Source organism: Citrobacter sp. Cm046 (assembly GCF_030333065.1).
Taxonomy (GTDB): Bacteria; Pseudomonadota; Gammaproteobacteria; order Enterobacterales; family Enterobacteriaceae; genus Citrobacter; species Citrobacter murliniae.
Genome location: NZ_JAOWGP010000041.1, coordinates 84,244 through 108,712, shown reverse-complemented (window position 1 = coordinate 108,712; position 24,469 = coordinate 84,244). Strand labels below are relative to the sequence as shown.

Sequence of the window (24,469 nt, the reverse complement as noted above, 5' to 3'; positions counted from 1 at the left end):
GATTTTTGTAATATCAGTACAAAAATGCGATCCGCCTCATAACTTGCGGAATACCAGGAATTCTTAAATGGATTAAGACTTGTGAGGTACATCCCACTTTGAGACTTACATTACATTTGTCCAGTTTTTGACAGATTTGTCACATGGCAGGCCTGGGCATTGCCCTTTTATTCTGTAGTCAGAAATCGTTATGGGAGAGAGGCTATGGCCCTGATTGTGGAATTTACTTGTGAGCTACCCAATGGCGTACATGCCCGTCCGGCAAGCCACATTGAAACGCTGTGCAACAGCTTTATCTCACGCATTGAGTGGCATAATCTTCGCACTGACCGAAAGGGCAACGCCAAAAGCGCGCTGGCGCTGATTGGCACCGACACTCTGGCAGGTGACAACTGTCAACTGCTGATCTCCGGTGCCGATGAGGAGACTGCTCACCAGAGATTGAGTCAGTGGTTACATGATGAATTCCCTCACTGTGATGCTCCGATGGAAGAGGTCAAAAACAGTGAACTGGAACTGCTTCCGACGTCACTAACGAATCTTAATCCTCAGCTTTTTCGCGCCAGGGCAGTCTGCAGCGGCAGTGCAGGCGGCATGCTGACACTTCTCTCTTCACTGGATCTTAACGCGCTCGGCGAACTCCCAACTGCCAACGATGTGGAAGCCGAGCAATCCATGCTCGATAATGGCTTGACGCTGTTGATGAAGAATATTGAGTTCCGCCTGCTCGACAGCGATGGTGCAACCAGTGCAATTCTGGAGGCTCACCGCTCACTGGCCTGTGACACCTCCCTGCGTCAACATTTGCTGACAGGCATTTCTCGTGGTTTAAGCTGCGCCCAGGCGATTGTCGAAAGCGCCAACCATTTCTGTGATGAGTTCACCCGCTCCAGCAGCAGTTATTTACAAGAACGCGCACTGGACGTACGCGACGTCTGCTTCCAACTTCTGCAACAAGTTTATGGCGAACAGCGCTTCCCGGCACCGGGAAAACTCAGCCAGCCAGCAATCTGTATGGCTGATGAACTCACACCCAGCCAGTTCCTCGAACTGGATAAAACATTCCTTAAGGGCTTATTGCTAAAAAGCGGTGGCACGACTTCCCATACGGTTATTCTTGCACGCTCATTCAACATTCCCACGCTAGTGGGCGTGGATATTGAAGCCTTAACGCCGTGGCAACAACAAACCGCCTACATCGACGGCAACGCAGGCGCGATCGTCGTCGCACCGACTGAACCCGTTGCCCGCTACTACCAACAGGAAGCCCGCGTACAGGAGGCCTTGCGCAAACAACAGCGTATCTGGCTGACTCAGGAAGCTCGTACTGCAGATGGTATACGTATGGAGGTTGCAGCCAACATTGCTCATTCCGTGGAAGCACAGGCGGCTTTTGGCAACGGTGCAGAAGCCGTTGGCTTGTTCCGTACAGAAATGTTGTATATGGACCGCACCAGCGCTCCCGGTGAAAATGAGCTGTACAACATTTTTTGCCAGGCACTGGAGTCCGCACAAGGACGCAGCATTATTGTGCGGACCATGGACATCGGTGGTGATAAACCCGTTGACTACCTGAATATTCCAGCCGAAGCGAACCCGTTCCTCGGCTATCGCGCAGTCCGTATTTATGAAGAGTACGCTTCGCTGTTTACTACGCAGCTCCGGGCGATACTTCGAGCCTCTGCGCACGGCAGCCTGAAAATCATGATCCCAATGATCTCCTCAATGGAAGAGATCCTGTGGGTCAAAGAGAAGCTGGCAGAAGCCAAACAACAGTTGCGTAATGAACATATCCCGTTTGATGAGAAGATTCAGCTCGGCATCATGCTGGAAGTACCATCAATAATGTTTATCATCGATCAGTGTTGCGAAGAAATTGATTTCTTTAGTATTGGTAGCAACGACCTGACCCAGTACCTGCTGGCGGTCGATCGCGACAACGCCAAGGTTACGCGCCACTACAATAGCCTGAATCCAGCTTTCCTGCGCGCTCTGGATTTCGCGGTACAGGCGGTACATCGTCAGGGTAAGTGGATTGGCCTGTGCGGTGAACTTGGCGCAAAAGGATCGGTGTTGCCGCTACTGATTGGCCTGGGATTAGATGAAATCAGCATGAGCGCACCATCCATTCCTGCCGCCAAAGCACGGATGGCGCAACTGGACAGCCGCGCCTGCCGCCAGTTACTGAATCAGGCGATGGCCTGTCGCACCTCGCTGGAAGTGGAGCACTTGCTGGCCCAGTTCCGCATGTCTCAACAGGATGCCCCGCTGGTTACGGCGCAATGTATTACTCTGGATAGCGACTGGCGCAACAAAGAGGAAGTGATCAAAGGAATGACTGACAACCTGCTGCTGGCAAATCGTTGTCGCTACCCGCGCAAGCTGGAAGCCGATCTGTGGGCACGTGAAGCGGTCTTCTCCACTGGATTGGGCTTTAGCTTCGCCATTCCGCACAGCAAGTCTGAACATATTGAACAATCCACGATTAGCGTGGCGCGCCTGACAGCACCTGTACGCTGGGGTGATGAAGATGCACAATTCATCATCATGCTTACGCTCAACAAACACGCCGCCGGTGACCAGCATATGCGTATTTTCTCACGCCTGGCGCGCCGCATTATGCATGAAGAATTCCGCAACGCACTGGTTAACGCGGCATCTGCCGATGCTATTGCCAGCCTGCTGCAACACGAGCTTGAACTTTAAGAGGGTATTTATATGGAACTGTATCTGGATACCGCCAACGTGGCGGAAGTTGAACGTCTGGCCCGCATCTTCCCTATCGCAGGTGTGACCACCAACCCGAGCATTGTGGCGGCAGGTAAAGAGCCCATCTGGGACGTACTGCCACGCCTGCAAAAGGCCATTGGCGAAAATGGCGTTCTGTTTGCCCAGACGATGAGTCGGGATGCGGATGGCATGGTGAAAGAAGCCAAACGCCTGAGCAACGCGGTACCGGGCATCGTGGTGAAAATTCCGGTCACTTCCGAAGGTCTCGCAGCTATCAAACAATTGAAAAAAGAAGGCATTACAACACTCGGCACAGCCGTATACAGCGCGGCGCAGGGACTGCTGGCAGCGCTGGCCGGGGCAAAATATGTCGCACCGTATGTTAACCGTATTGACGCTCAGGGCAGCGACGGTATCCGCACGGTACAGGAGTTGCAAACATTGCTGGAGCTGCATGCACCAAACAGCATGGTGCTGGCAGCCAGTTTTAAAACGCCACGTCAGGCACTGGATTGCTTACTGGCAGGATGTGAGGCAATCACCCTGCCATTAGATGTAGCGCAACAAATGCTCAACACCCCTGCGGTAGAGTCAGCAATAGAGAAGTTTGAGCAGGACTGGAACAACGCATTTGGTCACATCAACCTGTGAAGAGGATTAAAGTATGGATCGCATAATTCAATCACCTGGTAAGTACATCCAGGGGGCAGATGTTATTACCCGTCTTGGCAGCTATCTCAAACCACTGGCAGAACGCTGGCTGGTCGTTGGGGACAAGTTTGTCTTAGGTTTTGCACAACCCGCTGTAGAAAAAAGCTTCCATGATGCCGGTTTATCACTGGAAATCGTGCCATTTGGCGGTGAATGTTCACAAAACGAAATCGACCGCCTGCGCGGTGTGGCTGAACAAGCGAAGTGTGGCGCGGTTCTCGGTATTGGCGGTGGTAAAACGCTGGATACCGCGAAAGCGCTGGCTCACTTTATGGACGTGCCCGTCGCCATTGTGCCAACCATTGCTTCAACCGATGCGCCATGCAGCGCGCTGTCCGTGATTTATACCGATGCTGGCGAATTCGATCGCTATCTGCTGCTGCCCAACAATCCGGACAGGGTTATTGTTGACACCAAAATTGTGGCGGGCGCACCGGCGCGTCTGTTAGCTGCGGGTATTGGCGATGCGCTGGCGACCTGGTTTGAAGCACGCGCCTGTTCACGCAGTGGCGCCACCACGATGGCGGGTGGTCAGTGTACTCAGGCTGCGCTGGCGCTGGCTGAACTGTGCTACAACACGCTGATTGAAGAAGGCGAAAAAGCCATGCTTGCCGCCGAGCAGCATGTGGTTACCCCGGCACTGGAACGCGTCGTTGAAGCCAACACCTATCTGAGCGGCGTTGGTTTTGAAAGCGGTGGTCTGGCTGCCGCGCACGCAATCCATAACGGCCTGACGGCAATCCCGGATGCACATCACTACTACCACGGCGAGAAAGTGGCTTTCGGCACGCTAACGCAACTGGTACTGGAAAACGCACCGGTAGAAGAAATTGAAACCGTTGCCGCATTGTGCCATTCCGTTGGTCTGCCGATTACGCTGGCGCAGCTGGACATCAAACAGGATATTCCAGCCAAAATGCGCATAGTGGCACAAGCAGCCTGTGTCGAGGGCGAAACAATTCACAACATGCCTGGCGGTGCGACACCCGATCAGGTTTATGCCGCCCTGCTGGTGGCAGACCAGTACGGTCAGCGTTATCTGCAGGAATGGGAATAAAATCTGACCAAGACTCCCGGCTCACGCCGGGAGTCTTTTTGAATGTCCTTCCTGTCGCTTCATTTTCCATCCGCCTGCGTTTTCCGGCTCACAAGCGCTAACGCCAGTACAATCAGCACAATGCCGCCGCCTTCAATCGGTCCTGGATTTTCACCAAGCAACCACCAGGAAAACAGCACACCGCATACTGGCACCGCCAGCGTACTTAAACTGGCAATGCTCGCAGGCAGATTTTTCAGCACAAACAACCACAGGCTCCAGGCCAGCGCAGTGGCCAGAATAGCGCTATAGGCCAGTGCCCAAAAGACAATAGGTTGCCAGTTAACTTCCGGTTGGGGCACCCACCAGGCAACGACGCTCATGACCAGCGCGGCATACAGCATTTGCCACGCCGTGAGTGAGAGCAAATCAATCCTGGGATGACGAGCGTACATTCGCTTGGCGACAATTGCGCTCGCCCCCCAGCTCACACCGGAAAGGATCGCCAGCAGCGCACTTTTCATCGAGGTGAAATCAAGCTGCCACGGTTGCATCACCAGCACCAGTCCAACAGCGGCAATGCCGATTGCCGCATATTGCATACGTCGAAACCGCTCCCCCAGAAACAACGCCGCCAGGATCACCACCCAGAATGGCATGGTATAAGTGAGGATGGCGACCTTTCCCGCCCCGCCGCTGACCAGCGCCCATTGCGCCAGTCCGATCATGCCACAGGTCTGTAACAACGCTATCGCCAGGGTAAATTTAAACGGCGTCGGTCTTAATCCACGACCACGCAAGAGCAAAACAAGAAATAAGACGAGGGTGCCGAAAATACAGCGAAGAGATGTAAAGTCGAACGCGCCAATATAGCTCGTGACTTGCTTCATGAAGATCCAGCTATAACTCCAGATAAGAGTGAGAACGAGAAGACCACTGACAGCCAGTGGGTTGCTCTTTCCTGAGGCAGACATGATAAATCCCGTAGAGTGACGTTTCCTTTATGTACTATACCCTAAATAATTCGAGTTGCAGGAAGGCGGCAAAGGAAGAAATCCCCAAGGGCATAGATAACTATGTGACTGGGGTTTCTGAGTGTAGCCAACACACCGGCAACTTGAAGTATGACCGGTATATACGCCTCAAAAAAACTTCAGCGACTGCCGGGAAGCAGCCGCTGAAGTGTTAGACGTTGAGATTACAGCAGATCAAAACGGTCCAGATTCATCACTTTCACCCATGCCGCGACAAAGTCCTTCACGAACTTCTCGTGGGCATCGCTGCAAGCATAAACTTCTGCCAGTGCACGCAGTACCGAGTTAGAACCGAATACCAGATCGGCGCGGGTAGCGGTGTATTTCACATCACCGCTCAGGCGGTCGCGCCCTTCAAACAGTTCTTGCGACTCATCCACCGCTTTCCATTCGTTGCGCATATCCAGCAGATTGACGAAGAAATCATTGCTGAGCACGCCAGGACGATCGGTAAAGACGCCATGCTGGCTACCATCAAAGTTGGTTCCCAGCACACGCATACCGCCCACCAGCACGGTCATTTCCGGTGCGGTTAACGTCAGCTGCTGCGCTTTATCAATCAGCAGCGATTCGGTGGTTGATACGTCAGGACGGGAACGATAGTTACGGAAGCCATCGGCAATCGGCTTCAGCAATTCAAACATCTCAATATCGGTTTGATCCTGACGCGCATCCACGCGGCCTGGAACAAAAGGTACAGTGATACTGACGCCCGCTGCACTTGCTGCCTTCTCCACACCGACAACACCGGCCAGCACGATAATATCGGCCAACGAGGCTGTATGGGCAGATTTATAGATACCTTCCAGCACAGGCAGAACACGTGCAGCAGTGGCATTCACATCCCAACCACGTTGTGGATTCAGCGCCAGGCGAGCACCGTTAGCACCGCCACGTTTGTCACCACCACGGAATGTAGAAGCCGAAGCCCACGCCACCGATACCAGCTCGCCTACGGAAAGTCCGGAAGCCGCGATGGTCGCCTTCAGGTTAAGAATATCTTCTTCGCTTGGGTTGAAGAACGCATGCGGCAGCGGATCCTGCCAAATCAGATCCTCTTGTGGTACTTCCGGTCCAATGTAACGCGCTTTCGGCCCCATATCACGGTGCGTCAGTTTAAACCACGCACGGGCAAAAGCTTCGTTGAACGCCTGCGGATCGTTAAGGAAACGACGAGAGATTTTCTCGAACTCAGGATCAAAACGCAGCGTCAGGTCGGTGACCAGCATCGTCGGCTTACGTTTTTTCGACGGATCAAACGGATCAGGAACGATTTCTGGCGCATCAACCGCTTCAAACTGGATGGCACCGGCCGGGCTGCGAGTTTGTACCCATTCGTATTTGAACAGGTTCTCGAAGAAATAGTTGCTCCACTGGGTTGGTGTTTGCGTCCAAACCACTTCCAGACCAGACGTGATAGCATCTGCGCCCGCACCGCTACCATAGCTGCTGGCCCAGCCTAAACCCTGTGCTTCAATCGGTGCTGACTCTGGGTCGGCCCCGACATGTGATGCAGGTGCTGCACCATGAGTTTTACCTAACGTATGGCCACCACCGATTAGCGCTACGGTTTCTTCGTCGTTCATCCCCATGTTGCCGAATGTCGCACGAATAGCTGCAGCTGCAGAAAGCGGCTCACCGCTGTGATCCGGACCTTCCGGGTTTACATAGATAAGCCCCATCTCGGTCGCGCCCAATGGCGCTTTTGCCAGCTCTTCAGGGTGGCGGTGAGTCAGCCAGGCTTTCTCATCCCCCCAGTTTACGTCAAGATCCGGTTCCCAGACGTCTTCACGACCAGCACCAAAACCGAAGGTACGGAAACCTGAGTTTTCCAGCGCTACGTTACCCGCAAGGATAAACAGATCAGCCCAGGAAATTTTCTGACCATATTTCTGCTTAACTGGCCACAGCAGACGGCGTGCCTTATCAAGACTCACGTTGTCCGGCCAGGAGTTCAGTGGTGCAAAACGCTGCTGTCCACGACCCGCTCCACCGCGTCCATCAATAGAGCGATAGGTACCTGCGCCATGCCATGCCATGCGGATAAATAAACCGGCATAAGTGCCCCAGTCAGCGGGCCACCACGGTTGAGATTCGGACAGGAGGGCTCTGAGATCCCCTTTCAGGGCAGAATAGTCGAGTTTGCTAAATTCTTTGCGGTAGTTAAAGTCCTCACCCAGTGGGTTCGAACGGTTGGAATGTTGGTTCAGCAGATCTACACGGAGTTGATTAGGCCACCAGTCGCGGTTGCTCGTTCCTGCTCCCGCGCTCTGGTCGTGACCGCCTTGATGAAAAGGACACTTACCGGCAGTTGATGCGTTATGGTTATCGTCGGACATGCTCATCTATATGCTCCCTTTACAGTGTTCTGACTACGATATACACCACCAGAGATAAGATATAGTCGAAATAACCCACAGATTCGATAGCTAATTCCTTTTATATTTTAAGTTACAGAGATGTAGATCAAAATGATCAATAAAAAGCCCTCCGTAGAGGGCTGGGGCATCTGTTTAATTCGGTCTTACACCCAGCGTGTGGCAAATAGCGTAGCTCATTTCCGCACGATTGAGGGTATAGAAGTGGAAATCTTTCACCCCTTCACGACTTAAAATCTTCACCATATCCATGGCGATATTCGCCCCAACCAGCTTACGGGTCTCGGCATCGTCATCCAGGCCATCAAACATTGTCGACATCCACGCCGGAATGCGAACGTTAGTCATGTCAGCAAATTTTTTCGCCTGCTTAAAGTTAGAAACCGGCAGAATGCCCGGGATAATCTCCACATCGATCCCCGCAGACACACAGCGATCGCGAAAACGCAGATAGCTTTCCACATCAAAGAAAAATTGGGTGATCGCGCGGTTCGCTCCGGCATCGACCTTACGCTTCAGGTTGAGCAAATCAGCCTGTGCGCTTTTCGCTTCAGGATGCACTTCCGGATAAGCCGCAACTGAGATATCAAAATCTGCGACATCTTTCAGCAAGGTCACCAGATCAGAAGCGTACATATCCGGCTTGCCACCACCAGCCGGCAGATCACCGCGCAGAGCAACAATATGACGAATACCGTTGTTCCAGTAATCCTGAGCAATAGTGCGCAACTCATCACGGGTAGCATCAATACAGGTCAGGTGCGGAGCCGCTTCGAGGCCCGTGCGATCCTTAATTCCCTTAATAATGCTGTGCGTGCGGTCACGCTCACCCGAGTTTGCACCATAGGTGACGGAAACAAACTTAGGTTTCAGACTGCTCAGACGATCGATGGAGTTCCACAGGGTTTGCTCCATTTCACTGGTGCGCGGCGGGAAAAACTCGAACGAAACGTTAATCTGACCCTGCACTTCTGCCAGGCTCTGATTCAGGGCTTCCCGCTGGTTGGCGTGAAAAAAGCTCATACCTTACCTCATCAATCTTTTGTCGTTATATGTTGTGTTGTGAACTGCTATACGTTTAGACGTCTAGATGTAAAAATGACGGAAAAGCATGCTGGCGTCAACACAAAAATCATCGTTAAAGGTGAGGAATACTCAGCCAACGTGAAAAAAATTCACATCAGCCTGAAATAATGAGGGATTGCGTCACGACGTTCTGCAGCCACGCTAATTTTGTTACGTTCTCAGGCAGCATCAGCAACCCCGTGCTAATACGCAATTCAGTATCAGTAAGCGGAAGGAAGGTCACGCCCTGACGCTGGATAGCCGAAAAGGAGGCCGGAATCAGGCTCAGACCGTCACCCTGCGCGATCCGCGCCAGCAGCACGTCATGTTCCAGCGGCTCTTCAATACAGGCAGGCGAGTAACCCGCACGACGAAAAATGTGTCGGGTGTAATCAAAGAAGGCAGGGTTACGTTCACGTTTGAACCAGAACAGTGGCCAGTGGTTCAGCGCCGTTAACGAGAGCGACGGCAGCGTCGCTTCTGCCCACTGCGCGGGTAAAGCGGCGATCATCGATTCTTGCCAGCCAAGCGGCGTGACGCTAAGCCCCGAAGTTTCAAGCGGTAGAGCCACCAGAGCGGCATCCAGTTTTCCCCGACGCACCTGGCGTGCCAGTTCAGGCGAACTATGACGGACAACATGCAGCTTCTGTACTCGCGTAATAAGCGGCGACTCAAGTGCAGCGAAAACGCCCTGCTCAAACGCCGTACTTAGCCCTAAGCGCAGAGATTGCTCCCCCGTTTTCGCTAGCTGACTCAGCGCCGTCCAGGTTTTATCCTGTAGCGCCAATAGCGGGAGCACGATATCAAGCACGCGCTGGCCGTCCTCCGTCAGCGTAAGCCCACGGGTATGACGGACAAAAAGCGTCACTCCCAGGCGTTCTTCAAGCTGGCGAATATGGCGACTCAGCGGCGGCTGCGACATAAACAACCGCTGCGCCGCCCGACTCATATTGTTCTCTTCCGCGACTACGGCAAAGTAACGCAGCAGGCGAATGTCCAGAGAGTGCAAAGACGGGGTTGTCATACCGAAAAGGTATCACGGAAACGGTATTATCCCAATCATTTCGCTCGCTCTATCCTCACGCCACAGACCACATAAAAGAGGAAGAAATGATGCCTTCAGAACGCTTTATTATCGGTCAGAAAATGTTGCAAAAAGTGGATGGTAAAGGGGGCGATGCAGTCGTCGAAAGTCTGCAAGGTATTGCCCCAGATTTCGCCCAATACCTGATTGAATTTCCTTTTGGCGACATCTATTCAAGACCGGGGCTGGATTTACGCAGTAGAGAAATCGCTACCGTCGCGGCATTAACTGCGCTGGGTAACGCCGCACCGCAGTTGAAGGTACATATTGGCGCGGCATTACACGTAGGTTTAACGCAGGATGAGATCGTTGAAGTGATTATGCAGATGGCCGTATATGCTGGCTTCCCCGCGGCACTCAACGGCTTGTTCGCCGCAAAAGAGGTGTTTGCCTCCCACAAAGGCTAAAACAACAGGCCAGCGGAATATCTGCTGGCCTGAGCTCACTACGGTTTCACATCGACCACACGCATGCCTTTGAGTTGCTCATCCGTCAGCGTATTTCCTGCTTTGAAATAATCAACGACCGCATTAGAGACATAGTAACCACCGGATGTGTTACGCGCTTTACCTTCGGTAAATGTTGTAAAACCATCACCGCCGTCTGCCAGGAAGCTATTGGTGGCAATGTGATAAACCGTGGCATCCTCAATGGGTTTGCCGTTTAACGTCAATACGGTGACCCGCTGACCAACCGGTTTACTGCTGTCATACTTCATCTCCAGTCCTTTGGACACCTGCAATACACCGTTGCTTAAACTCGCGCCATGCTCCATCAGGCTGCGCAACTGCTTACCGGTAAGATCCATGGTTGCCAGCTCATTCGGGAACGGGAAGGTGCTAATGACTGCGCCCATGGTGATGGCTCCAGCAGGGATTTCATTCCGGATGCCGCCCGAGTTAGTGAGCGCTAACTGGGTATCTTTACCCGCCGCAGCCAGCAACGCATCTGCCGCCAGATTTCCCAGGGAAGAAGATTCACCGTAAGCACGCGTCAGCTCAACCGGGGAGTTGGCAACCGTTTGTTGTACCACTTTATCGAGCTTTTTATTCCAGCCATCAATGACCTGTTTCGTCTGCGGGTCTGGCTGCCACTCATCAGCAAAAATGGTCTTCAACTCGAAGTTCTTCACGGTAAATTGATGCGGTTTCTGCTGGTAATCCAGCACCAGTTTACCCACATCAATACCACCGCTGTCGGTAGAAAGAATCAGGGTGTTACCGACTTTAATCGGCTCCGGCGTGCCCACATGCGCATGACCGGTGATCAGGATATCCAGCCCCTTCACCTGGCTTGCGGTCTGGATGTCTTTATCCAGCGCACGGCGCACATCGGTGCCCCCCAGACTGGACTGACGTGCTGGCGTGCCTTCATGGATCAGCGCCACGGTAAGATCGACTTTGCCTTTAAGCTCATCGATATAGCGTTGCAACCACTTCACTTCATCCCGCGCCTCGATCCCGACACGTGTCGCAGCGGAAACCGTATCATCAAAAGCAAACACGCCGTGCAGACCAATCACGCCAATCTTCACGCCATCTTTCTCAATGATGGTGTAGGGCTGATCCCAAAACTTTTTGCTGCTGTTTTGATAAAAGATATTGCCCTGCACAATAGGGAATTTCGCCTGACTCAGCTGCAACAACGTATTGTCCCAACCGTGATCGAATTCATGATTACCCATGGTGACAGCATCAAAATTCATGGTGTTCATGATATCGATAATCGCCTTACCCTTGGTCAGGCTGCTGATATATGGCCCGGTAAAATAGTCACCAGCATCAAAAAACCAGGTGGCGCTATTTTTCGCTTTCTCCTGCTTCACCATCGTCGTGATATTGGCCCAACCACCAATGTCACGTGAGCCATTGGCAATCCATGGGACTTTATAAGGTTCGACATGGGCATGGAGATCGTTGGTATAGATAATCGTAACGTCTTTGGCACTCGCCCAGAGCGGCAAAGAGACCAGAACACCAACAGCAAGCATTTTTAACTTCATAATCAATCCCTTTCAGTCATATAAAGAATCGCTACGTTACGTTCTGAAAGGTTTTTTTATGTGAGAAAAATCACATCCGTCAGGGATAGTCGCGGGTCAAAATCAACGACCCTTAAAAATCGTTGGTAATCCGATGATGCCTCTGTTCACTATCAATTGCTGCAAGTCCTTCGGCTGTCAAAATTTGGGACAGGATCATTCAGTTGATTACCATTGGCCTGATTATCGGCTGGGTTATGCCGCCCTGCATTGCCGGGCATGCGGCAGCTATCCCCCGCTGTTTAACGAAGAACAGTTCCATAGCTGGTTGTCGGCATATTTAGCGGATTTTGCGATCAATAGAGGTCAGTTTTGCCCACATTGTTATCAGCGGAAAACCATCCGCTATGGGCACAATCCCCAGGGCAGCCAGCGTGTTCAGTGTCGGAACTGCAAACAAGTCTGGACACCAAAGCAGCAGCCGCTCACCACCATTGTTCCACCAGAACAAATAGCGACGGTTCCCTTAATCGTACCTTTTCAGGGATCCAGCACCGACCAGAAACTCTATGTATTGCTCAGTTTTGACGCTATTCGCGGTGATGTGTTGCATGTTTCCAGTAATTTCACGCCCCATCCCATTGGAGACTCATTACGTTACCGCTGGCGCGGCATCGGTGAAGCAACTGCAACGCATGATGATATTGTTGAGCGAGTCAGCCAGCGGGAAACCCAGTTTTTACGCCGCAGCCAGTTTGACGAAATTCAGTACGGCAGTGCGATGCTCAAACGTAACGCCAGCGGCGCAATTATACGTCCGGTAATTGCTGCCCATGGGCATTTCCGTCTGCTGAGCCATCTGTGGCCGGAGGTAAAAACTCACATTATTGCCCACGAATGTTTTCTGCGCGGCGCGGCGATTACCGCATGGGCGGAACAGTTTCGCCATCATCACGCCTCGCTGTGGTTTATTGATGAAGAAATCAACAACGATAAGCGCACGCTGCCCTGGCTATTGCAGGGTAAAACCTATCAGGGATGGTGGCGAAACCAGTGGCAGATTTGGCAACGAGGCGATTCGCGTAAAATGGTGTGTTTGTTAACGCAGGGGCAGGTTGAAGAAGGCGCGTCAATAACCCTGGCGGCAAGCCATCATTTTCTCGCCTGGTTGCGGCAACAGACGGAATTTCAGCAAAGCCCCCGTTACTCCGCCCATTCGGTGTTTCAGACGATAAGGACGCTGGTAGATCAATACAACGCCCTGATCACCCTGCGCGATTTGCCCGGTGGCGCTGACCGGGCCTACGGTTCATGAAATATGTAGGCCGGATAAGCGTAAGCGCCATCCGGCAACGCAAACTACAGCAGTTGCGCCAGGCGATTGATATCCGACTGAATAGCGCCAGCAGTCACATCGCGACCCGCCCCCGGTCCGCGAATCACCAGCGGGTTATCGCGATACCAGCGACTTTCAATGGCGAACACGTTATCGCACGGCAGTAGCGCCGCCAGCGGATGTTCTGGTCGCACCGCTTCAACACCGACGCGTGCTTTGCCGTTAGCATCAAAACGCGCCACGTAGCGTAGCACCAGCCCCATTTCACGGGCGGCTTCCAGACGCTGTACCATCTGCTCGTTCAGCTCATCGCCATTTTCAAAGAAATGATCAATTGAGCCTTCTTCACAGTGCGCTGGTACCAGGGACTCCACACGAACCTGATCCGGTTCGATATCGTAACCGGCTTCGCGCGCCAGAATCACCAGCTTGCGCATCACATCTTTGCCCGAAAGGTCCACTCGCGGGTCCGGTTCAGTCAACCCCTGCTGCCACGCCTGATCCACCAGATCGGTAAACGGGACAGATCCGTCAAATTGCAGGAACAGCCACGACAGCGTACCGGAGAAGATCCCACTGATCGACAGAATGGTATCACCGCTATCAATCAGATCGCGCACGGTATGGTTGATCGGCAACCCGGCGCCAACGGTGGCGTTATACAACCAATGGCGGCCCGTTTTTTCGAAGGCATCGTGGATTTGGCGATACTTGTTACTGGTGCTCGCGCCTGCCAGTTTATTGGCGCTGATAACGTGAAAACCGTGGCTGGCGAAATCCAGATACTGATCCGCCAGCTGTTCGCTGGCGGTCACGTCCAGCACAACTAAATCATCATACGGGTGGGCGCGCATCCACAGGAACAGCGACTCTTCATCCTGTTCCACTGCTTCGTCATCGAAGAAGGCTAATGCGCGGCTGGCATCCAGTCCTTCATAGTTCAGCAGGCTACGGCGGCTATCCACCACGCCTGCCAGCACAAACTCAAAACCAGTACGTGCAGAAAGCGTGCTTTGTTCACGGGCGAACAGTTCCAGCCAGCGAGAACCAATATTCCCCTTCCCGAACAACACCAGACCAATACGTTTTTCTGCGCGGAAGATAGACTGGTGCAGTCCCTGAATCAGGCTTTCAGTCGGACCGGTACGCAGTACGGCAACCAGACTGATGCCCTCTTCCGACTGCCAGGTAAACTCTACCGGCTGACCTTTCAGTTGCTGCCAGAAACGGTGGCAGTGCAGCGGATTGCGTGTCACGCCGGCCCCAACCATCGCCACCAGCGCCAGCCCCTGACGTAAACGCAGCTCGCCAGGTAAACCGGCCTCATCAAGAATTTTCAGTGCGCCGTCAGCGACTTCTGAGGTGTAGCAAAATTGCAGGAGTTGGCGATCGGGATGCACGCCAACCGCCAGCGGACGCACCTGTGTGCGTTTTAAAATCTGATCGATCTCTTTATACGCCAGCTTAAAGTCCTGACCACCTGGAACCAGGAATTCAATCAGGCAGACATCGTCATGGCTGGTCACAATACGCGCTCCGGTACCGGAAGCCAGCACGCGTTCAATGCGCGTCGATCCCTGATCCGGCGTATAGCTGCAGCGCAACTGAAGGTCGATATCGCTGCCAGAAACCGGCTGTAAAGTCCGGGCATGCAGAACCGGAGCGGCCAGACGAGCCAGTTCGCTGGCTTCGTCCAGACGCAGCAATGGCAACAGACAGGCATCCTTCACTTTTCGTGGGTCCGCACTGTATACCCCGGCGACATCGCTCCAGATGGTCACCCGGGAAACACCCGCCAGCGCACCGACTTGCGTCGCAGAGTAGTCAGAGCCGTTACGCCCCAGCAATACCGTTTCGCCCGCATTGCTACGACTGATAAAACCGGTCACTACCAGGCGCTTGCCCGGATGCTGAGCCAGCAGTTGTTGTAATAATGGGTAAGAGAGACCTTCATCCACCTGCGGTTGAGCGCCGCGCTCAGCACGCAAAAACTCACGCGCATCCAGCCAGGTCGACTCCAGCCCCTGCTGATTAAGCACGGCAGACATCAGGCGTGCCGACCACACTTCGCCATGCCCTACGACTTCGGCGTAGACCGCATCGTTCACACCACTGTCGAGCAAACCGGCCAGGCGCTCCAGATCGTTGATAAACGCGCCGATCAACCCATCGGCCACGTCTGGCGGCAATAAGCCGCTAATAAGTTCGCTCTGATAGCGGCGTAACGCCTGCTGAACCTGATGCGCAGAAAGACGATCGGTCTGGCTTAACTTCAGCCAGCTAATCAACTGGTTAGTGGTGCTGCCTGCAGCTGAAACAACCATCATATCGTCAGGCTGCGAGTACTCCGCCATAATACCTGCGACACGCAAATAACATTTCACGTCTGCCAGACTACTACCACCAAATTTGTGCAGTTGACGACCCTTCGCCCCTGCCTGCGCAATCACACTCATGTTTACCCCTTGTTTGCAGCCCGGAAGCCATTTTCCAGGTCGGCAATTAAATCTTCGCCATCTTCAATACCGGTGGAGATACGCAGCAGCGTTTCAGAAATTCCGGCAGCAGCACGCGCTTCTGGTGCCATACCCGCATGTGTCATGGTTGCGGCGTGGGAGATCAGACTTTCAACTCCCCCTAATGATTCCGCCAGCGTAAACAACGACAACCCGCCCAGGAAGCGACGCAGCGTTTGCTCATCACCATCCAGTTCAAAACTCAACATCGCGCCAAAACCTTTTTGTTGGCGCGCGGCAATCTCATGCCCCTGATTATCCGGCAGTGACGGGTGATACAGTTTTTTCACCAGCGGCTGGGTTTGCAAATAGTCCACAATCGCCTGAGCATTACGTTGTGCCACTTCCATACGCGGTGACAAAGTACGCAGGCCACGCAACAGCAGATAGCTATCAAATGCGCCGCCGGTTACGCCAATATTATTCGCCCACCATGCCAGCTCAGTGACCGTTTCAGGATCTTTCGCAATCACTACGCCAGCCACCACATCAGAGTGACCGTTTAAATATTTCGTGCATGAATGCAACACCAGATCGGCGCCCAATGCCAGTGGATTTTGCAGTGCAGGGCTTAAAAAAGTGTTATCCACAACACTCACCGCGCCAGCCTCACGCGCCAGCTGGCAGATTTTCGCAATATCCACCACGCGTAACAGGGGATTACTCGGGCTTTCCACCAGCACTAACTGCGGTTTTTCCGCCAGTGCCGCCTTGAGCGCCTGCTCATTACCCTGATCGACAAACAGGACGCGATAACAACCGCGCTTCGCCAGACTGTCAAACAGACGATAGCTGCCGCCGTAACAGTCGTGTGGCGCCACCAGTAAATCACCAGGCTTCAGGAACACCGTAGTCACCAGATGGATCGCCGACATGCCAGTATTGGTCAGCACTGCACCAGCCCCTCCTTCCAGCTCAGCCAGCGCGCGCTGGACGACATCACGCGTCGGGTTGCCGCGACGTGAATAGTCATGGGCTCGCGGCTCATTAAAACCGGTAAAGTTATAGGTACTGGAAAGGTGAATCGGCGGGACAACGCAACCGTACTGCTCGTCGTCATTTAATCCGCTACGCACTGCGATGGTGGCCTGTTTACGCGTCATATTGAGGAGTTCCTGGCTGAGCCGGTGAAAAGTCAGGCACCAGAGTAATCATTGTTACAATAGCCGTCAATACATCTGGACATCTAAACTTCTTTGCGTATAGATTGAGCAAACTGGAAATAGCCGTTAAAATTATATGCATTAGCGCACATCTGCGATGGCTAACTTCGTGTCAGGGCCTCGCCACTACGATAAACTACGCGCAATGAAATTATGGCTCGGGCTCAGTTTCCGGCCTCAATATAAATGACAAAGAGGATTAGGTATCTCATGGCTGAATGGAGCGGCGAATATATCAGCCCATACGCTGAGCACGGTAAGAAGAGTGAGCAAGTCAAAAAAATTACGGTTTCCATTCCTCTGAAGGTGTTAAAAATCCTTACCGATGAACGCACGCGTCGTCAGGTGAACAACCTGCGCCACGCCACCAACAGCGAACTGCTGTGTGAAGCGTTTCTGCATGCCTTTACCGGGCAACCGTTACCCAACGATGATGATCTGCGTAAAGAACGCAGTGATGAAATTCCTGAAGAGGCGAAGGTAATTATGCGTGAACTGGGGATCGACCCGGAAACGTGGGAATACTAAACGCCGGGTACAAAAAAAGCGCCGTAAGGCGCTTTTTTTTGACAGCAGAAAAACTTATTTGCTGCCCGGGATGCTGAAACGCTTGTTGAAGCGATCAACACGGCCACCGGTAGCAACATCACGCTGCTTGCCAGTATAGAACGGGTGGCACTGACCGCACACGTCCAGGTTCAGATCGTGACCGACGGTAGAGCGGATTTTCATGACGTTACCGCAAGAGCAGTTTGCAGTAATTTCTTCGTATTTCGGGTGAATATCTTTTTTCATGGGGAAACCTCGGTTTAAGGCCGCGTCGCTCTTCCAGCCCTAACGCCAGACACCACGCGATGTTAATAGTATAGGTCAGTGATACAAATTTGTATCAAAGGCGGCGAATCATACAGAAATTAACCTGCTCATGCAAACTGATCCGCATTCCGCTTCTCACTAATGTGTATACTAACCCGCCAGAATTCAAGTCAGGATGATTAAATGCCCGTTGCGCACGTTGCCTTACCCGTCCCGCTACCCCGCACCTTTGACTACCTCTTGCCGGAAGGCATGAACGCCAAAGCCGGGTGTCGCGTACGTGTGCCCTTTGGCAAGCAGCAGGAGCGTGTCGGCATTGTCCTGTCGGTAAGCGAGCAAAGCGAACTGCCGCTGAATGAATTAAAAGCCGTGATTGAGGTACTGGACAGCGAACCGGTCTATTCCTCCTCCGTCTGGCGTTTACTGCTGTGGGCTGCTGATTATTACCACCACCCTATTGGCGACGTGCTGTTTCATGCTTTGCCTATTCTGCTACGCCAGGGCAGACCTGCCACTAACGCGCCAATGTGGTACTGGTTTGCCAGCGAAGAAGGTCAGGTTATTGATTTAAACAGCCTGAAGCGCTCCCCCAAACAACAACAGGCGCTGGCAGCGCTACGCCAGGGAAAAATCTGGCGTGACCAGGTGGCTGAACTCGAATTTAATGACGCCGCATTACAAGCACTGCGTAAAAAAGGTCTCTGCGACCTGGCGAGCGAAACGCCAGGTTTCAGTGACTGGCGCACGCACTACGCCGTTTCCGGTGAGCGGTTACGGCTAAATACCGAACAGGCCACTGCCGTTGGAGCGATTCACAGCGAATCAGACTGTTTTAGCGCCTGGCTACTAGCAGGCGTGACGGGTTCTGGCAAAACAGAAGTCTATCTGAGCGTACTGGAAAATATCCTCGCCCAGGGCAAACAGGCGCTGGTGATGGTGCCGGAGATTGGTCTGACACCACAAACCATTGCCCGCTTTCGCGAACGCTTCAATGCTCCGGTAGAAGTATTGCACTCCGGTCTGAATGACAGCGAACGTCTTTCTGCCTGGCTGAAAGCGAAAAATGGTGAAGCGGCGATTGTCATCGGTACGCGTTCATCACTGTTTACACCGTTTAAAAATCTCGGCGTAATTGTCATCGACGAAGAGCATGACAGCTCCTATAAACAGCAGGAAGGCTGGCGCTATCACGCCCGCGATCTGGCGGTTTACCGCGCCCACAGCGAGCAGATCCCCATTATTCTCGGGTCGGCCACTCCGGCGCTGGAAACGCTGTGCAACGTGCGGCAAAAAAAATACCGTATGCTGCGCCTGACGCGCCGCGCCGGAAATGCACGTCCTGCCATTCAGCACGTACTGGATCTAAAAGGTCAGCAGGTACAGGCCGGACTGGCTCCTGCGCTTATCACCCGCATGCGTCAGCATCTGCAGGCGGATAATCAGGTAATTCTCTTTCTTAATCGCCGGGGATTTGCCCCTGCACTGCTATGCCACGACTGCGGCTGGATTGCCGAATGCCCGCGCTGCGATCACTACTACACGCTGCATCAGGCGCAGCATCATTTGCGCTGCCACCACTGTGACAGTCAGCGTCCCATACCGCGTCAGTGTCCTTCCTGCGGTTCTACGCATATGGTACCGGTCGGACTCGGCACCGAACAGCTTGAACAGGCTTTAGCCCCCTTCTTCCCAGGTGTACCGATTTCGCGTATTGACCGCGATACCACCAGCCGTAAAGGGGCGCTGGAGCAGCATCTGGCAGAAGTGCATCGCGGCGGCGCACGAATTCTTATCGGCACACAAATGCTGGCAAAAGGTCACCACTTCCCGGACGTCACACTGGTGGCATTACTGGATGTGGACGGTGCGCTATTCTCGGCAGATTTTCGTTCAGCAGAGCGCTTCGCCCAGCTTTACACACAGGTATCCGGGCGTGCAGGCCGTGCCGGTAAACAGGGTGAAGTGGTGCTGCAAACGCACCACCCTGAACATCCACTGCTGCAAACCTTACTGTATAAAGGTTATGACGCCTTTGCCGAACAGGCACTGGCCGAACGCCAAACGCTGCAGCTTCCACCGTGGACCAGTCATGTGATCGTACGGGCAGAAGACCATAACAATCAGCATGCGCCGATGTTCCTGCAGCAACTGCGCAATCTGATTCAGGCCAGTCCGCTGGCCGACGACAAACTCTGGGTGCTCGGCCCGGTTCCTGCACTGGCACCCAAGCGTGGCGGCCGTTATCGCTGGCAAATTTTGTTGCAACATCCGTCACGCATTCGACTGCAACATATCGTTAGCGGGACACTGGCGTTAATCAATACGCTGCCTGATGCACGCAAGGTCAAATGGGTGTTGGATGTCGATCCCATTGAGGGATAGCCCCCTCATGATGCGAGGCGGATCGTAAAATTAAATATCCATCACACTTTTTATGAAAATTCTGTAACTGCTTCTATTCACTATCTGATAAAAATATTTCAAATGAAGGTTACCCAGGGACAGGTCTGCGCCAGCAGCTCTCTGGCGAGGAGAAAGAGTGAAACCGAATAAGCAGGTCGCTGCCGCTACGATGAAAGATGTTGCCCTGAAGGCGAAAGTCTCCACGGCAACCGTCTCCCGTGCATTAATGAACCCGGACAAAGTCTCTCAGTCCACCCGTAGCCGGGTTGAGCAGGCCGCGCTGGAAGTGGGATATCTCCCCCAATCGATGGGGCGCAACGTTAAGCGCAATGAATCACGTACCATTCTGGTGATTGTTCCGGATATTTGCGACCCGTTCTTTAGTGAAATTATCCGGGGCATTGAGGTCACCGCCGCAGAGCAGGGTTACCTGGTGCTGATCGGTGATTGCGCGCACCAGAACCAGGAGGAAAAGACTTTTCTTAACCTCATTATCACCAAGCAGATCGATGGCATGGTACTGCTTAGCTCACGTCTGCCGTTTGATGCCAGCGTGGAAGAGCAACGCAATTTGCCACCGATGGTGATGTCCAACGAATTCGCGCCAGAGCTGGAGCTCCCCACCGTTCATATTGATAACCTCACCGCTGCGTTTAATGCGATGAACTATCTGCTTGAACTGGGTCATCAGCGTATTGGCTGTATCGCCGGGCCAGAGGATATGCCACTGTGTCACTACCGCCTGCAAGGTTACGTTCAGGCGTTGCGCCGCAGCGGGATTACGGTCGATCCACATTTTATCGCGCGCGGTAATTTTACCTATGAAGCAGGTGCAAACGCACTGAAACAGCTGCTTGAGCTACCACAGCCGCCTACCGCTGTTTTCTGTCACAGCGATGTCATGGCGCTGGGCGCACTCTCATATGCCAAACGTCAGGGCTTAAAAGTACCTGACGATTTATCCATTATTGGCTTTGATAACATTTCACTCACAGAATTTTGTGATCCACCCCTGACAACCGTTGCACAGCCGCGTTTCGATATCGGACGTGAAGCTATGCTGTTACTGCTCGATCAATTACAAGGGCATAACGTCAGTAGTGGCTCACGTTTACTGGACTGTGAGCTTATTATTCGGGGCTCTACGCGGGCATTGACTTAAAGTAAAGTGCTTTCGGACTCCCCTGTCTGGTCAAAGGCCCGCCGCTTAAGTAACATGGCGGGCTGACGAACGAATAAATACAGCGAAACGATAGTGGCACAACGAGATTATGTACGTCGCGGCCAACCGGCACCTTCGCGGCGCAAAAAGAGCACTTCACGGAAAAAGCAACGCAATACGTCAGCGGTATCCCCCGCGATGGTCGCTATTGCGGCAGCCGTACTTGTGACCTTTATCGGTGGTCTGTACTTCATTACGCATCACAAGAAAGAAGAGTCCGAAACGCTGCAAAGCCAGAAAGTCACCGGTAATGGGATCCCACCGAAACCGGAAGAACGCTGGCGATACATCAAAGAGCTGGAAAGCCGCCAGCCGGGCGTGCGTGCGCCAACCGAACCTTCTGCTGGCGGTGAAGTGCTTAACGCCGATCAGCTTACCAATGAGCAGCGTCAGCTCCTGGCGCAAATGCAGGCTGATATGCGTCAGCAGCCCACGCAGCTCAATGAGGTACCGTGGAACGAACAAACGCCTGAACAACGCCAGCAAACGCTGCAGCGCCAGCGTCAGGTGCAGCAACAGCAGTGGACCAACGCACAGCAACAGGCTCAGCAGCCGCGTACGCGGGTAACGGAACAACCTTACCAGCAACAGCAACAGCAACAGCAACAAACGCGTACGGTACAAGCTGCGCCGGTACAACAGCCGCGTCAAACGCAGCCAAAACCGGCGGCCCAACAGCCGTACCAGGATCTGTTGCAGACGCCAGCGCATACCACAGCTGCTCAGCCGAAAACGCAACCAGCCGCGCCGATTACGCATGAAACAGAAGCGCCAAAACAGACGGCAGAGAAAAAAGATGAACGTCGCTGGATGGTTCAGTGTGGATCATTTAAAGGGGCTGAGCAGGCAGAAACTGTGCGTGCTCAGTTGGCCTTTGAGGGCTTCAATTCCCGCATAACCACCAACAACGGCTGGAATCGCGTGGTCATTGGCCCGCTCAAAGGCAAAGAAAATGCCGACAACACTATCAGTCGTCTGAAAGTGGCTGGCCACACAAACTGCATTCGACTCGCTACCGGGGGTTGAAACCCCCAAAATCCCCCCCATCTATACTTGCATTACGCCCCGTACACTGTGCGGGGCCTGTATTCTGCATTTGTAACCAAGGGGTCTGCTCGTGACAACAATAGTAAGCGTACGCCGTAACGGCCATGTGGTAATCGCCGGTGATGGTCAGGCCACACTGGGTAACACCGTAATGAAAGGCAACGTGAAAAAAGTCCGCCGTCTGTACAACGACAAAGTCATTGCGGGCTTTGCGGGCGGCACTGCGGATGCATTCACGCTGTTTGAATTGTTTGAACGCAAACTGGAAATGCATCAGGGTCATCTGGTGAAAGCTGCCGTTGAACTGGCGAAAGACTGGCGAACCGATCGTATGCTGCGCAAACTCGAAGCATTGTTGGCCGTTGCAGATGAAACTGCATCGCTCATCATCACGGGTAATGGCGATGTCATCCAGCCAGAAAACGATCTGATTGCCATCGGCTCCGGCGGTCCCTACGCCCAGGCTGCAGCACGCGCTCTGCTGGAAAACACCGAGCTTGGCGCACGCGAGATTGCTGAGAAAGCGTTGGATATTGCAGGGGATATCTGCATTTATACCAACCACTTCCATACCATCGAAGAATTGAACTCCAAAGCGTAAGGATCCCCCATGTCTGAAATGACCCCACGCGAAATTGTCAGCGAACTGAACAAACACATTATCGGCCAGGATAACGCCAAGCGTTCCGTGGCGATTGCCCTGCGTAACCGCTGGCGCCGTATGCAGCTCGACGAAGAGCTGCGCCATGAAGTCACGCCAAAAAACATTCTGATGATTGGTCCAACCGGTGTCGGTAAAACCGAAATTGCCCGCCGTCTGGCAAAACTGGCCAACGCGCCGTTCATCAAAGTTGAAGCAACGAAATTCACCGAAGTCGGCTATGTTGGTAAAGAAGTTGACTCCATCATCCGCGATTTAACCGACGCAGCCATTAAAATGGTTCGCGTTCAGGCTATCGAGAAAAACCGCTTCCGTGCAGAAGAAATGGCGGAAGAACGTATTCTCGATGTGCTGATTCCTCCAGCCAAAAATAACTGGGGACAGTCAGAACAGCCGCAGGAACCTTCCGCTGCACGTCAGGCGTTCCGTAAAAAACTGCGTGAAGGCCAACTGGACGATAAAGAGATTGAGATTGATCTCGCTGCTGCACCGATGGGCGTAGAAATCATGGCGCCTCCGGGAATGGAAGAGATGACCAGCCAGTTGCAGTCCATGTTCCAGAACTTAGGCGGCCAGAAACAAAAACCGCGTAAGCTGAAAATTAAAGATGCGATGAAGCTGCTGATTGAAGAAGAAGCGGCGAAACTGGTCAACCCGGAAGAGCTGAAACAGGAAGCTATCGACGCCGTTGAACAACACGGGATCGTGTTTATCGACGAAATCGACAAAATCTGTAAGCGCGGTGAATCTTCTGGTCCGGATGTGTCCCGTGAAGGCGTACAGCGCGACCTGCTGCCGCTGGTTGAAGGCTGCACCGTCTCCACCAAGCACGGCATGGTGAAAACCGATCACATACTGTTTATCGCCTCCGGCGCGTTCCAGGTGGCGAAACCGTCTGACCTGATCCCAGAACTGCAGGGTCGTCTGCCAATCCGCGTCGAGCTACAGGCGCTGACCACCAGCGATTTCGAGCGTATTCTGACTGAACCGAATGCCTCTATCACCGTGCAATACAAAGCGCTGATGGCGACCGAAGGCGTGAATATCGACTTCACTGAATCAGGTATTAAACGTATTGCCGAAGCGGCCTGGCAGGTCAACGAAACCACCGAAAACATCGGTGCACGTCGTTTGCATACCGTTCTCGAGCGTCTGATGGAAGATATTTCCTATGATGCGAGCGATTTGAACGGCCAAAGCATCACAATTGATGCCGAATATGTGAGCAAACATCTGGATGCGCTGGTCGCAGATGAAGATCTGAGCCGTTTTATCCTATAATCGCG

Annotated in this window: 19 protein-coding genes; 11 read left to right on the top strand and 8 right to left on the bottom strand. The window is 53.1% G+C overall.

The window, feature by feature from the left end; translation table 11 throughout:
• The first annotated feature begins 204 nt into the window (after window positions 1-204).
• Genes ptsP through gldA form a run of 3 tightly spaced genes read left to right on the top strand, consistent with a single transcriptional unit; the run spans window position 205 to window position 4,498 of the window.
• A complete protein-coding gene (ptsP, locus tag OGX98_RS13955; RefSeq protein WP_286595423.1) occupies window positions 205-2,706 on the top strand; it encodes a phosphoenolpyruvate--protein phosphotransferase in 2,502 nt (833 codons plus the stop codon).
• A gap of 12 nt (window positions 2,707-2,718) precedes the next feature.
• On the top strand, window positions 2,719-3,381 hold the full coding sequence (gene fsa, locus OGX98_RS13950) for a fructose-6-phosphate aldolase (protein ID WP_286595422.1): 663 nt from the start codon (window positions 2,719-2,721) through the stop codon (window positions 3,379-3,381).
• Between the two features lie 13 nt (window positions 3,382-3,394).
• Window positions 3,395-4,498 carry a bifunctional L-1,2-propanediol dehydrogenase/glycerol dehydrogenase gene (gldA, locus tag OGX98_RS13945; RefSeq protein WP_048223407.1) on the top strand — a complete coding sequence of 368 codons (1,104 nt, stop codon included), beginning with the start codon at window positions 3,395-3,397 and terminating at the stop codon, window positions 4,496-4,498.
• A 59-nt stretch (window positions 4,499-4,557) separates the two neighbouring features.
• Here the strand turns inward: gldA and OGX98_RS13940 are convergent, their stop codons facing one another.
• The 4 genes from OGX98_RS13940 to OGX98_RS13925 all read right to left on the bottom strand — a co-directional run bounded on the left by OGX98_RS13940 (window position 4,558) and on the right by OGX98_RS13925 (window position 9,978).
• Entirely contained in the window at window positions 4,558-5,451 is an 894-nt protein-coding gene (locus OGX98_RS13940) for a DMT family transporter (protein ID WP_045449339.1), read from the bottom strand.
• 224 nt (window positions 5,452-5,675) lie between these two features.
• Complete coding sequence (katG, locus tag OGX98_RS13935) at window positions 5,676-7,856, bottom strand: catalase/peroxidase HPI (protein ID WP_286595421.1); 2,181 nt, start codon at window positions 7,854-7,856, stop codon at window positions 5,676-5,678.
• Between the two features lie 168 nt (window positions 7,857-8,024).
• A complete protein-coding gene (metF, locus tag OGX98_RS13930) occupies window positions 8,025-8,912 on the bottom strand; it encodes a methylenetetrahydrofolate reductase (protein ID WP_045449335.1) in 888 nt (295 codons plus the stop codon).
• Window positions 8,913-9,069: 157 nt separating this feature from the next.
• Window positions 9,070-9,978, bottom strand: coding sequence for a LysR family transcriptional regulator (locus tag OGX98_RS13925; RefSeq protein ID WP_286595420.1), 909 nt, complete (start codon window positions 9,976-9,978; stop codon window positions 9,070-9,072).
• A gap of 89 nt (window positions 9,979-10,067) precedes the next feature.
• Here OGX98_RS13925 and OGX98_RS13920 point away from each other — a divergent pair, with 89 nt between their 5' ends.
• Window positions 10,068-10,445 (top strand): carboxymuconolactone decarboxylase family protein, encoded by a 378-nt coding sequence (locus OGX98_RS13920; protein WP_286595442.1) that lies wholly within the window; start codon window positions 10,068-10,070, stop codon window positions 10,443-10,445.
• A gap of 38 nt (window positions 10,446-10,483) precedes the next feature.
• Here the strand turns inward: OGX98_RS13920 and OGX98_RS13915 are convergent, their stop codons facing one another.
• Window positions 10,484-12,040 carry a bifunctional metallophosphatase/5'-nucleotidase gene (locus tag OGX98_RS13915; protein ID WP_079939336.1) on the bottom strand — a complete coding sequence of 519 codons (1,557 nt, stop codon included), beginning with the start codon at window positions 12,038-12,040 and terminating at the stop codon, window positions 10,484-10,486.
• 133 nt (window positions 12,041-12,173) lie between these two features.
• Between OGX98_RS13915 and OGX98_RS13910 the strand changes: the two genes are divergently transcribed.
• Window positions 12,174-13,334 carry a cytoplasmic protein gene (locus tag OGX98_RS13910; RefSeq protein ID WP_286595419.1) on the top strand — a complete coding sequence of 387 codons (1,161 nt, stop codon included), beginning with the start codon at window positions 12,174-12,176 and terminating at the stop codon, window positions 13,332-13,334.
• Between the two features lie 44 nt (window positions 13,335-13,378).
• Here OGX98_RS13910 and metL read toward each other — a convergent pair whose 3' ends face one another.
• On the bottom strand, window positions 13,379-15,811 hold the full coding sequence (gene metL, locus OGX98_RS13905) for a bifunctional aspartate kinase/homoserine dehydrogenase II (RefSeq protein WP_045449329.1): 2,433 nt from the start codon (window positions 15,809-15,811) through the stop codon (window positions 13,379-13,381).
• A 2-nt stretch (window positions 15,812-15,813) separates the two neighbouring features.
• Window positions 15,814-16,974, bottom strand: coding sequence for a cystathionine gamma-synthase (gene metB, locus OGX98_RS13900; protein WP_045449327.1), 1,161 nt, complete (start codon window positions 16,972-16,974; stop codon window positions 15,814-15,816).
• Between the two features lie 270 nt (window positions 16,975-17,244).
• On the opposite strand from metB, the gene metJ reads away from it, so the two are divergent.
• Entirely contained in the window at window positions 17,245-17,562 is a 318-nt protein-coding gene (metJ, locus tag OGX98_RS13895) for a met regulon transcriptional regulator MetJ (RefSeq protein ID WP_003862042.1), read from the top strand.
• Window positions 17,563-17,616: 54 nt separating this feature from the next.
• Here the strand turns inward: metJ and rpmE are convergent, their stop codons facing one another.
• On the bottom strand, window positions 17,617-17,829 hold the full coding sequence (gene rpmE, locus OGX98_RS13890) for a 50S ribosomal protein L31 (RefSeq protein WP_008787040.1): 213 nt from the start codon (window positions 17,827-17,829) through the stop codon (window positions 17,617-17,619).
• Between the two features lie 204 nt (window positions 17,830-18,033).
• On the opposite strand from rpmE, the gene priA reads away from it, so the two are divergent.
• The 5 genes from priA (at window position 18,034) to hslU (ending at window position 24,464) form a co-directional block, all read left to right on the top strand.
• Window positions 18,034-20,232: a primosomal protein N' gene (gene priA / locus OGX98_RS13885; RefSeq protein WP_286595418.1), complete on the top strand. Its 2,199-nt coding sequence runs from the start codon at window positions 18,034-18,036 to the stop codon at window positions 20,230-20,232.
• A gap of 157 nt (window positions 20,233-20,389) precedes the next feature.
• Window positions 20,390-21,415, top strand: coding sequence for a DNA-binding transcriptional regulator CytR (gene cytR / locus OGX98_RS13880; RefSeq protein ID WP_045449321.1), 1,026 nt, complete (start codon window positions 20,390-20,392; stop codon window positions 21,413-21,415).
• A 93-nt stretch (window positions 21,416-21,508) separates the two neighbouring features.
• Window positions 21,509-22,501: a cell division protein FtsN gene (gene ftsN / locus OGX98_RS13875; RefSeq protein ID WP_200012975.1), complete on the top strand. Its 993-nt coding sequence runs from the start codon at window positions 21,509-21,511 to the stop codon at window positions 22,499-22,501.
• Between the two features lie 91 nt (window positions 22,502-22,592).
• The gene (hslV, locus tag OGX98_RS13870) at window positions 22,593-23,123 is read left to right on the top strand and encodes an ATP-dependent protease subunit HslV (RefSeq protein WP_003028805.1); all 531 of its coding nucleotides are present in this window, start codon (window positions 22,593-22,595) and stop codon (window positions 23,121-23,123) included.
• Between the two features lie 9 nt (window positions 23,124-23,132).
• Window positions 23,133-24,464 carry an ATP-dependent protease ATPase subunit HslU gene (gene hslU / locus OGX98_RS13865; RefSeq protein ID WP_045449318.1) on the top strand — a complete coding sequence of 444 codons (1,332 nt, stop codon included), beginning with the start codon at window positions 23,133-23,135 and terminating at the stop codon, window positions 24,462-24,464.
• Window positions 24,465-24,469: the final 5 nt, after the last annotated feature.

What these genes read in the sequence shown, in the direction of transcription:
- ptsP (WP_286595423.1), top strand. Translation starts at nt 205, where the DNA reads ATGGCCCTGATTGTGGAATTTACTTGTGAGCTACCCAATGGCGTACAT.
- fsa (WP_286595422.1), top strand. Translation starts at nt 2,719, where the DNA reads ATGGAACTGTATCTGGATACCGCCAACGTGGCGGAAGTTGAACGTCTG.
- gldA (WP_048223407.1), top strand. Translation starts at nt 3,395, where the DNA reads ATGGATCGCATAATTCAATCACCTGGTAAGTACATCCAGGGGGCAGAT.
- OGX98_RS13940 (WP_045449339.1), bottom strand. Translation starts at nt 5,451, where the DNA reads ATGTCTGCCTCAGGAAAGAGCAACCCACTGGCTGTCAGTGGTCTTCTC.
- katG (WP_286595421.1), bottom strand. Translation starts at nt 7,856, where the DNA reads ATGAGCATGTCCGACGATAACCATAACGCATCAACTGCCGGTAAGTGT.
- metF (WP_045449335.1), bottom strand. Translation starts at nt 8,912, where the DNA reads ATGAGCTTTTTTCACGCCAACCAGCGGGAAGCCCTGAATCAGAGCCTG.
- OGX98_RS13925 (WP_286595420.1), bottom strand. Translation starts at nt 9,978, where the DNA reads ATGACAACCCCGTCTTTGCACTCTCTGGACATTCGCCTGCTGCGTTAC.
- OGX98_RS13920 (WP_286595442.1), top strand. Translation starts at nt 10,068, where the DNA reads ATGCCTTCAGAACGCTTTATTATCGGTCAGAAAATGTTGCAAAAAGTG.
- OGX98_RS13915 (WP_079939336.1), bottom strand. Translation starts at nt 12,040, where the DNA reads ATGAAGTTAAAAATGCTTGCTGTTGGTGTTCTGGTCTCTTTGCCGCTC.
- OGX98_RS13910 (WP_286595419.1), top strand. Translation starts at nt 12,174, where the DNA reads ATGATGCCTCTGTTCACTATCAATTGCTGCAAGTCCTTCGGCTGTCAA.
- metL (WP_045449329.1), bottom strand. Translation starts at nt 15,811, where the DNA reads ATGAGTGTGATTGCGCAGGCAGGGGCGAAGGGTCGTCAACTGCACAAA.
- metB (WP_045449327.1), bottom strand. Translation starts at nt 16,974, where the DNA reads ATGACGCGTAAACAGGCCACCATCGCAGTGCGTAGCGGATTAAATGAC.
- metJ (WP_003862042.1), top strand. Translation starts at nt 17,245, where the DNA reads ATGGCTGAATGGAGCGGCGAATATATCAGCCCATACGCTGAGCACGGT.
- rpmE (WP_008787040.1), bottom strand. Translation starts at nt 17,829, where the DNA reads ATGAAAAAAGATATTCACCCGAAATACGAAGAAATTACTGCAAACTGC.
- priA (WP_286595418.1), top strand. Translation starts at nt 18,034, where the DNA reads ATGCCCGTTGCGCACGTTGCCTTACCCGTCCCGCTACCCCGCACCTTT.
- hslU (WP_045449318.1), top strand. Translation starts at nt 23,133, where the DNA reads ATGTCTGAAATGACCCCACGCGAAATTGTCAGCGAACTGAACAAACAC.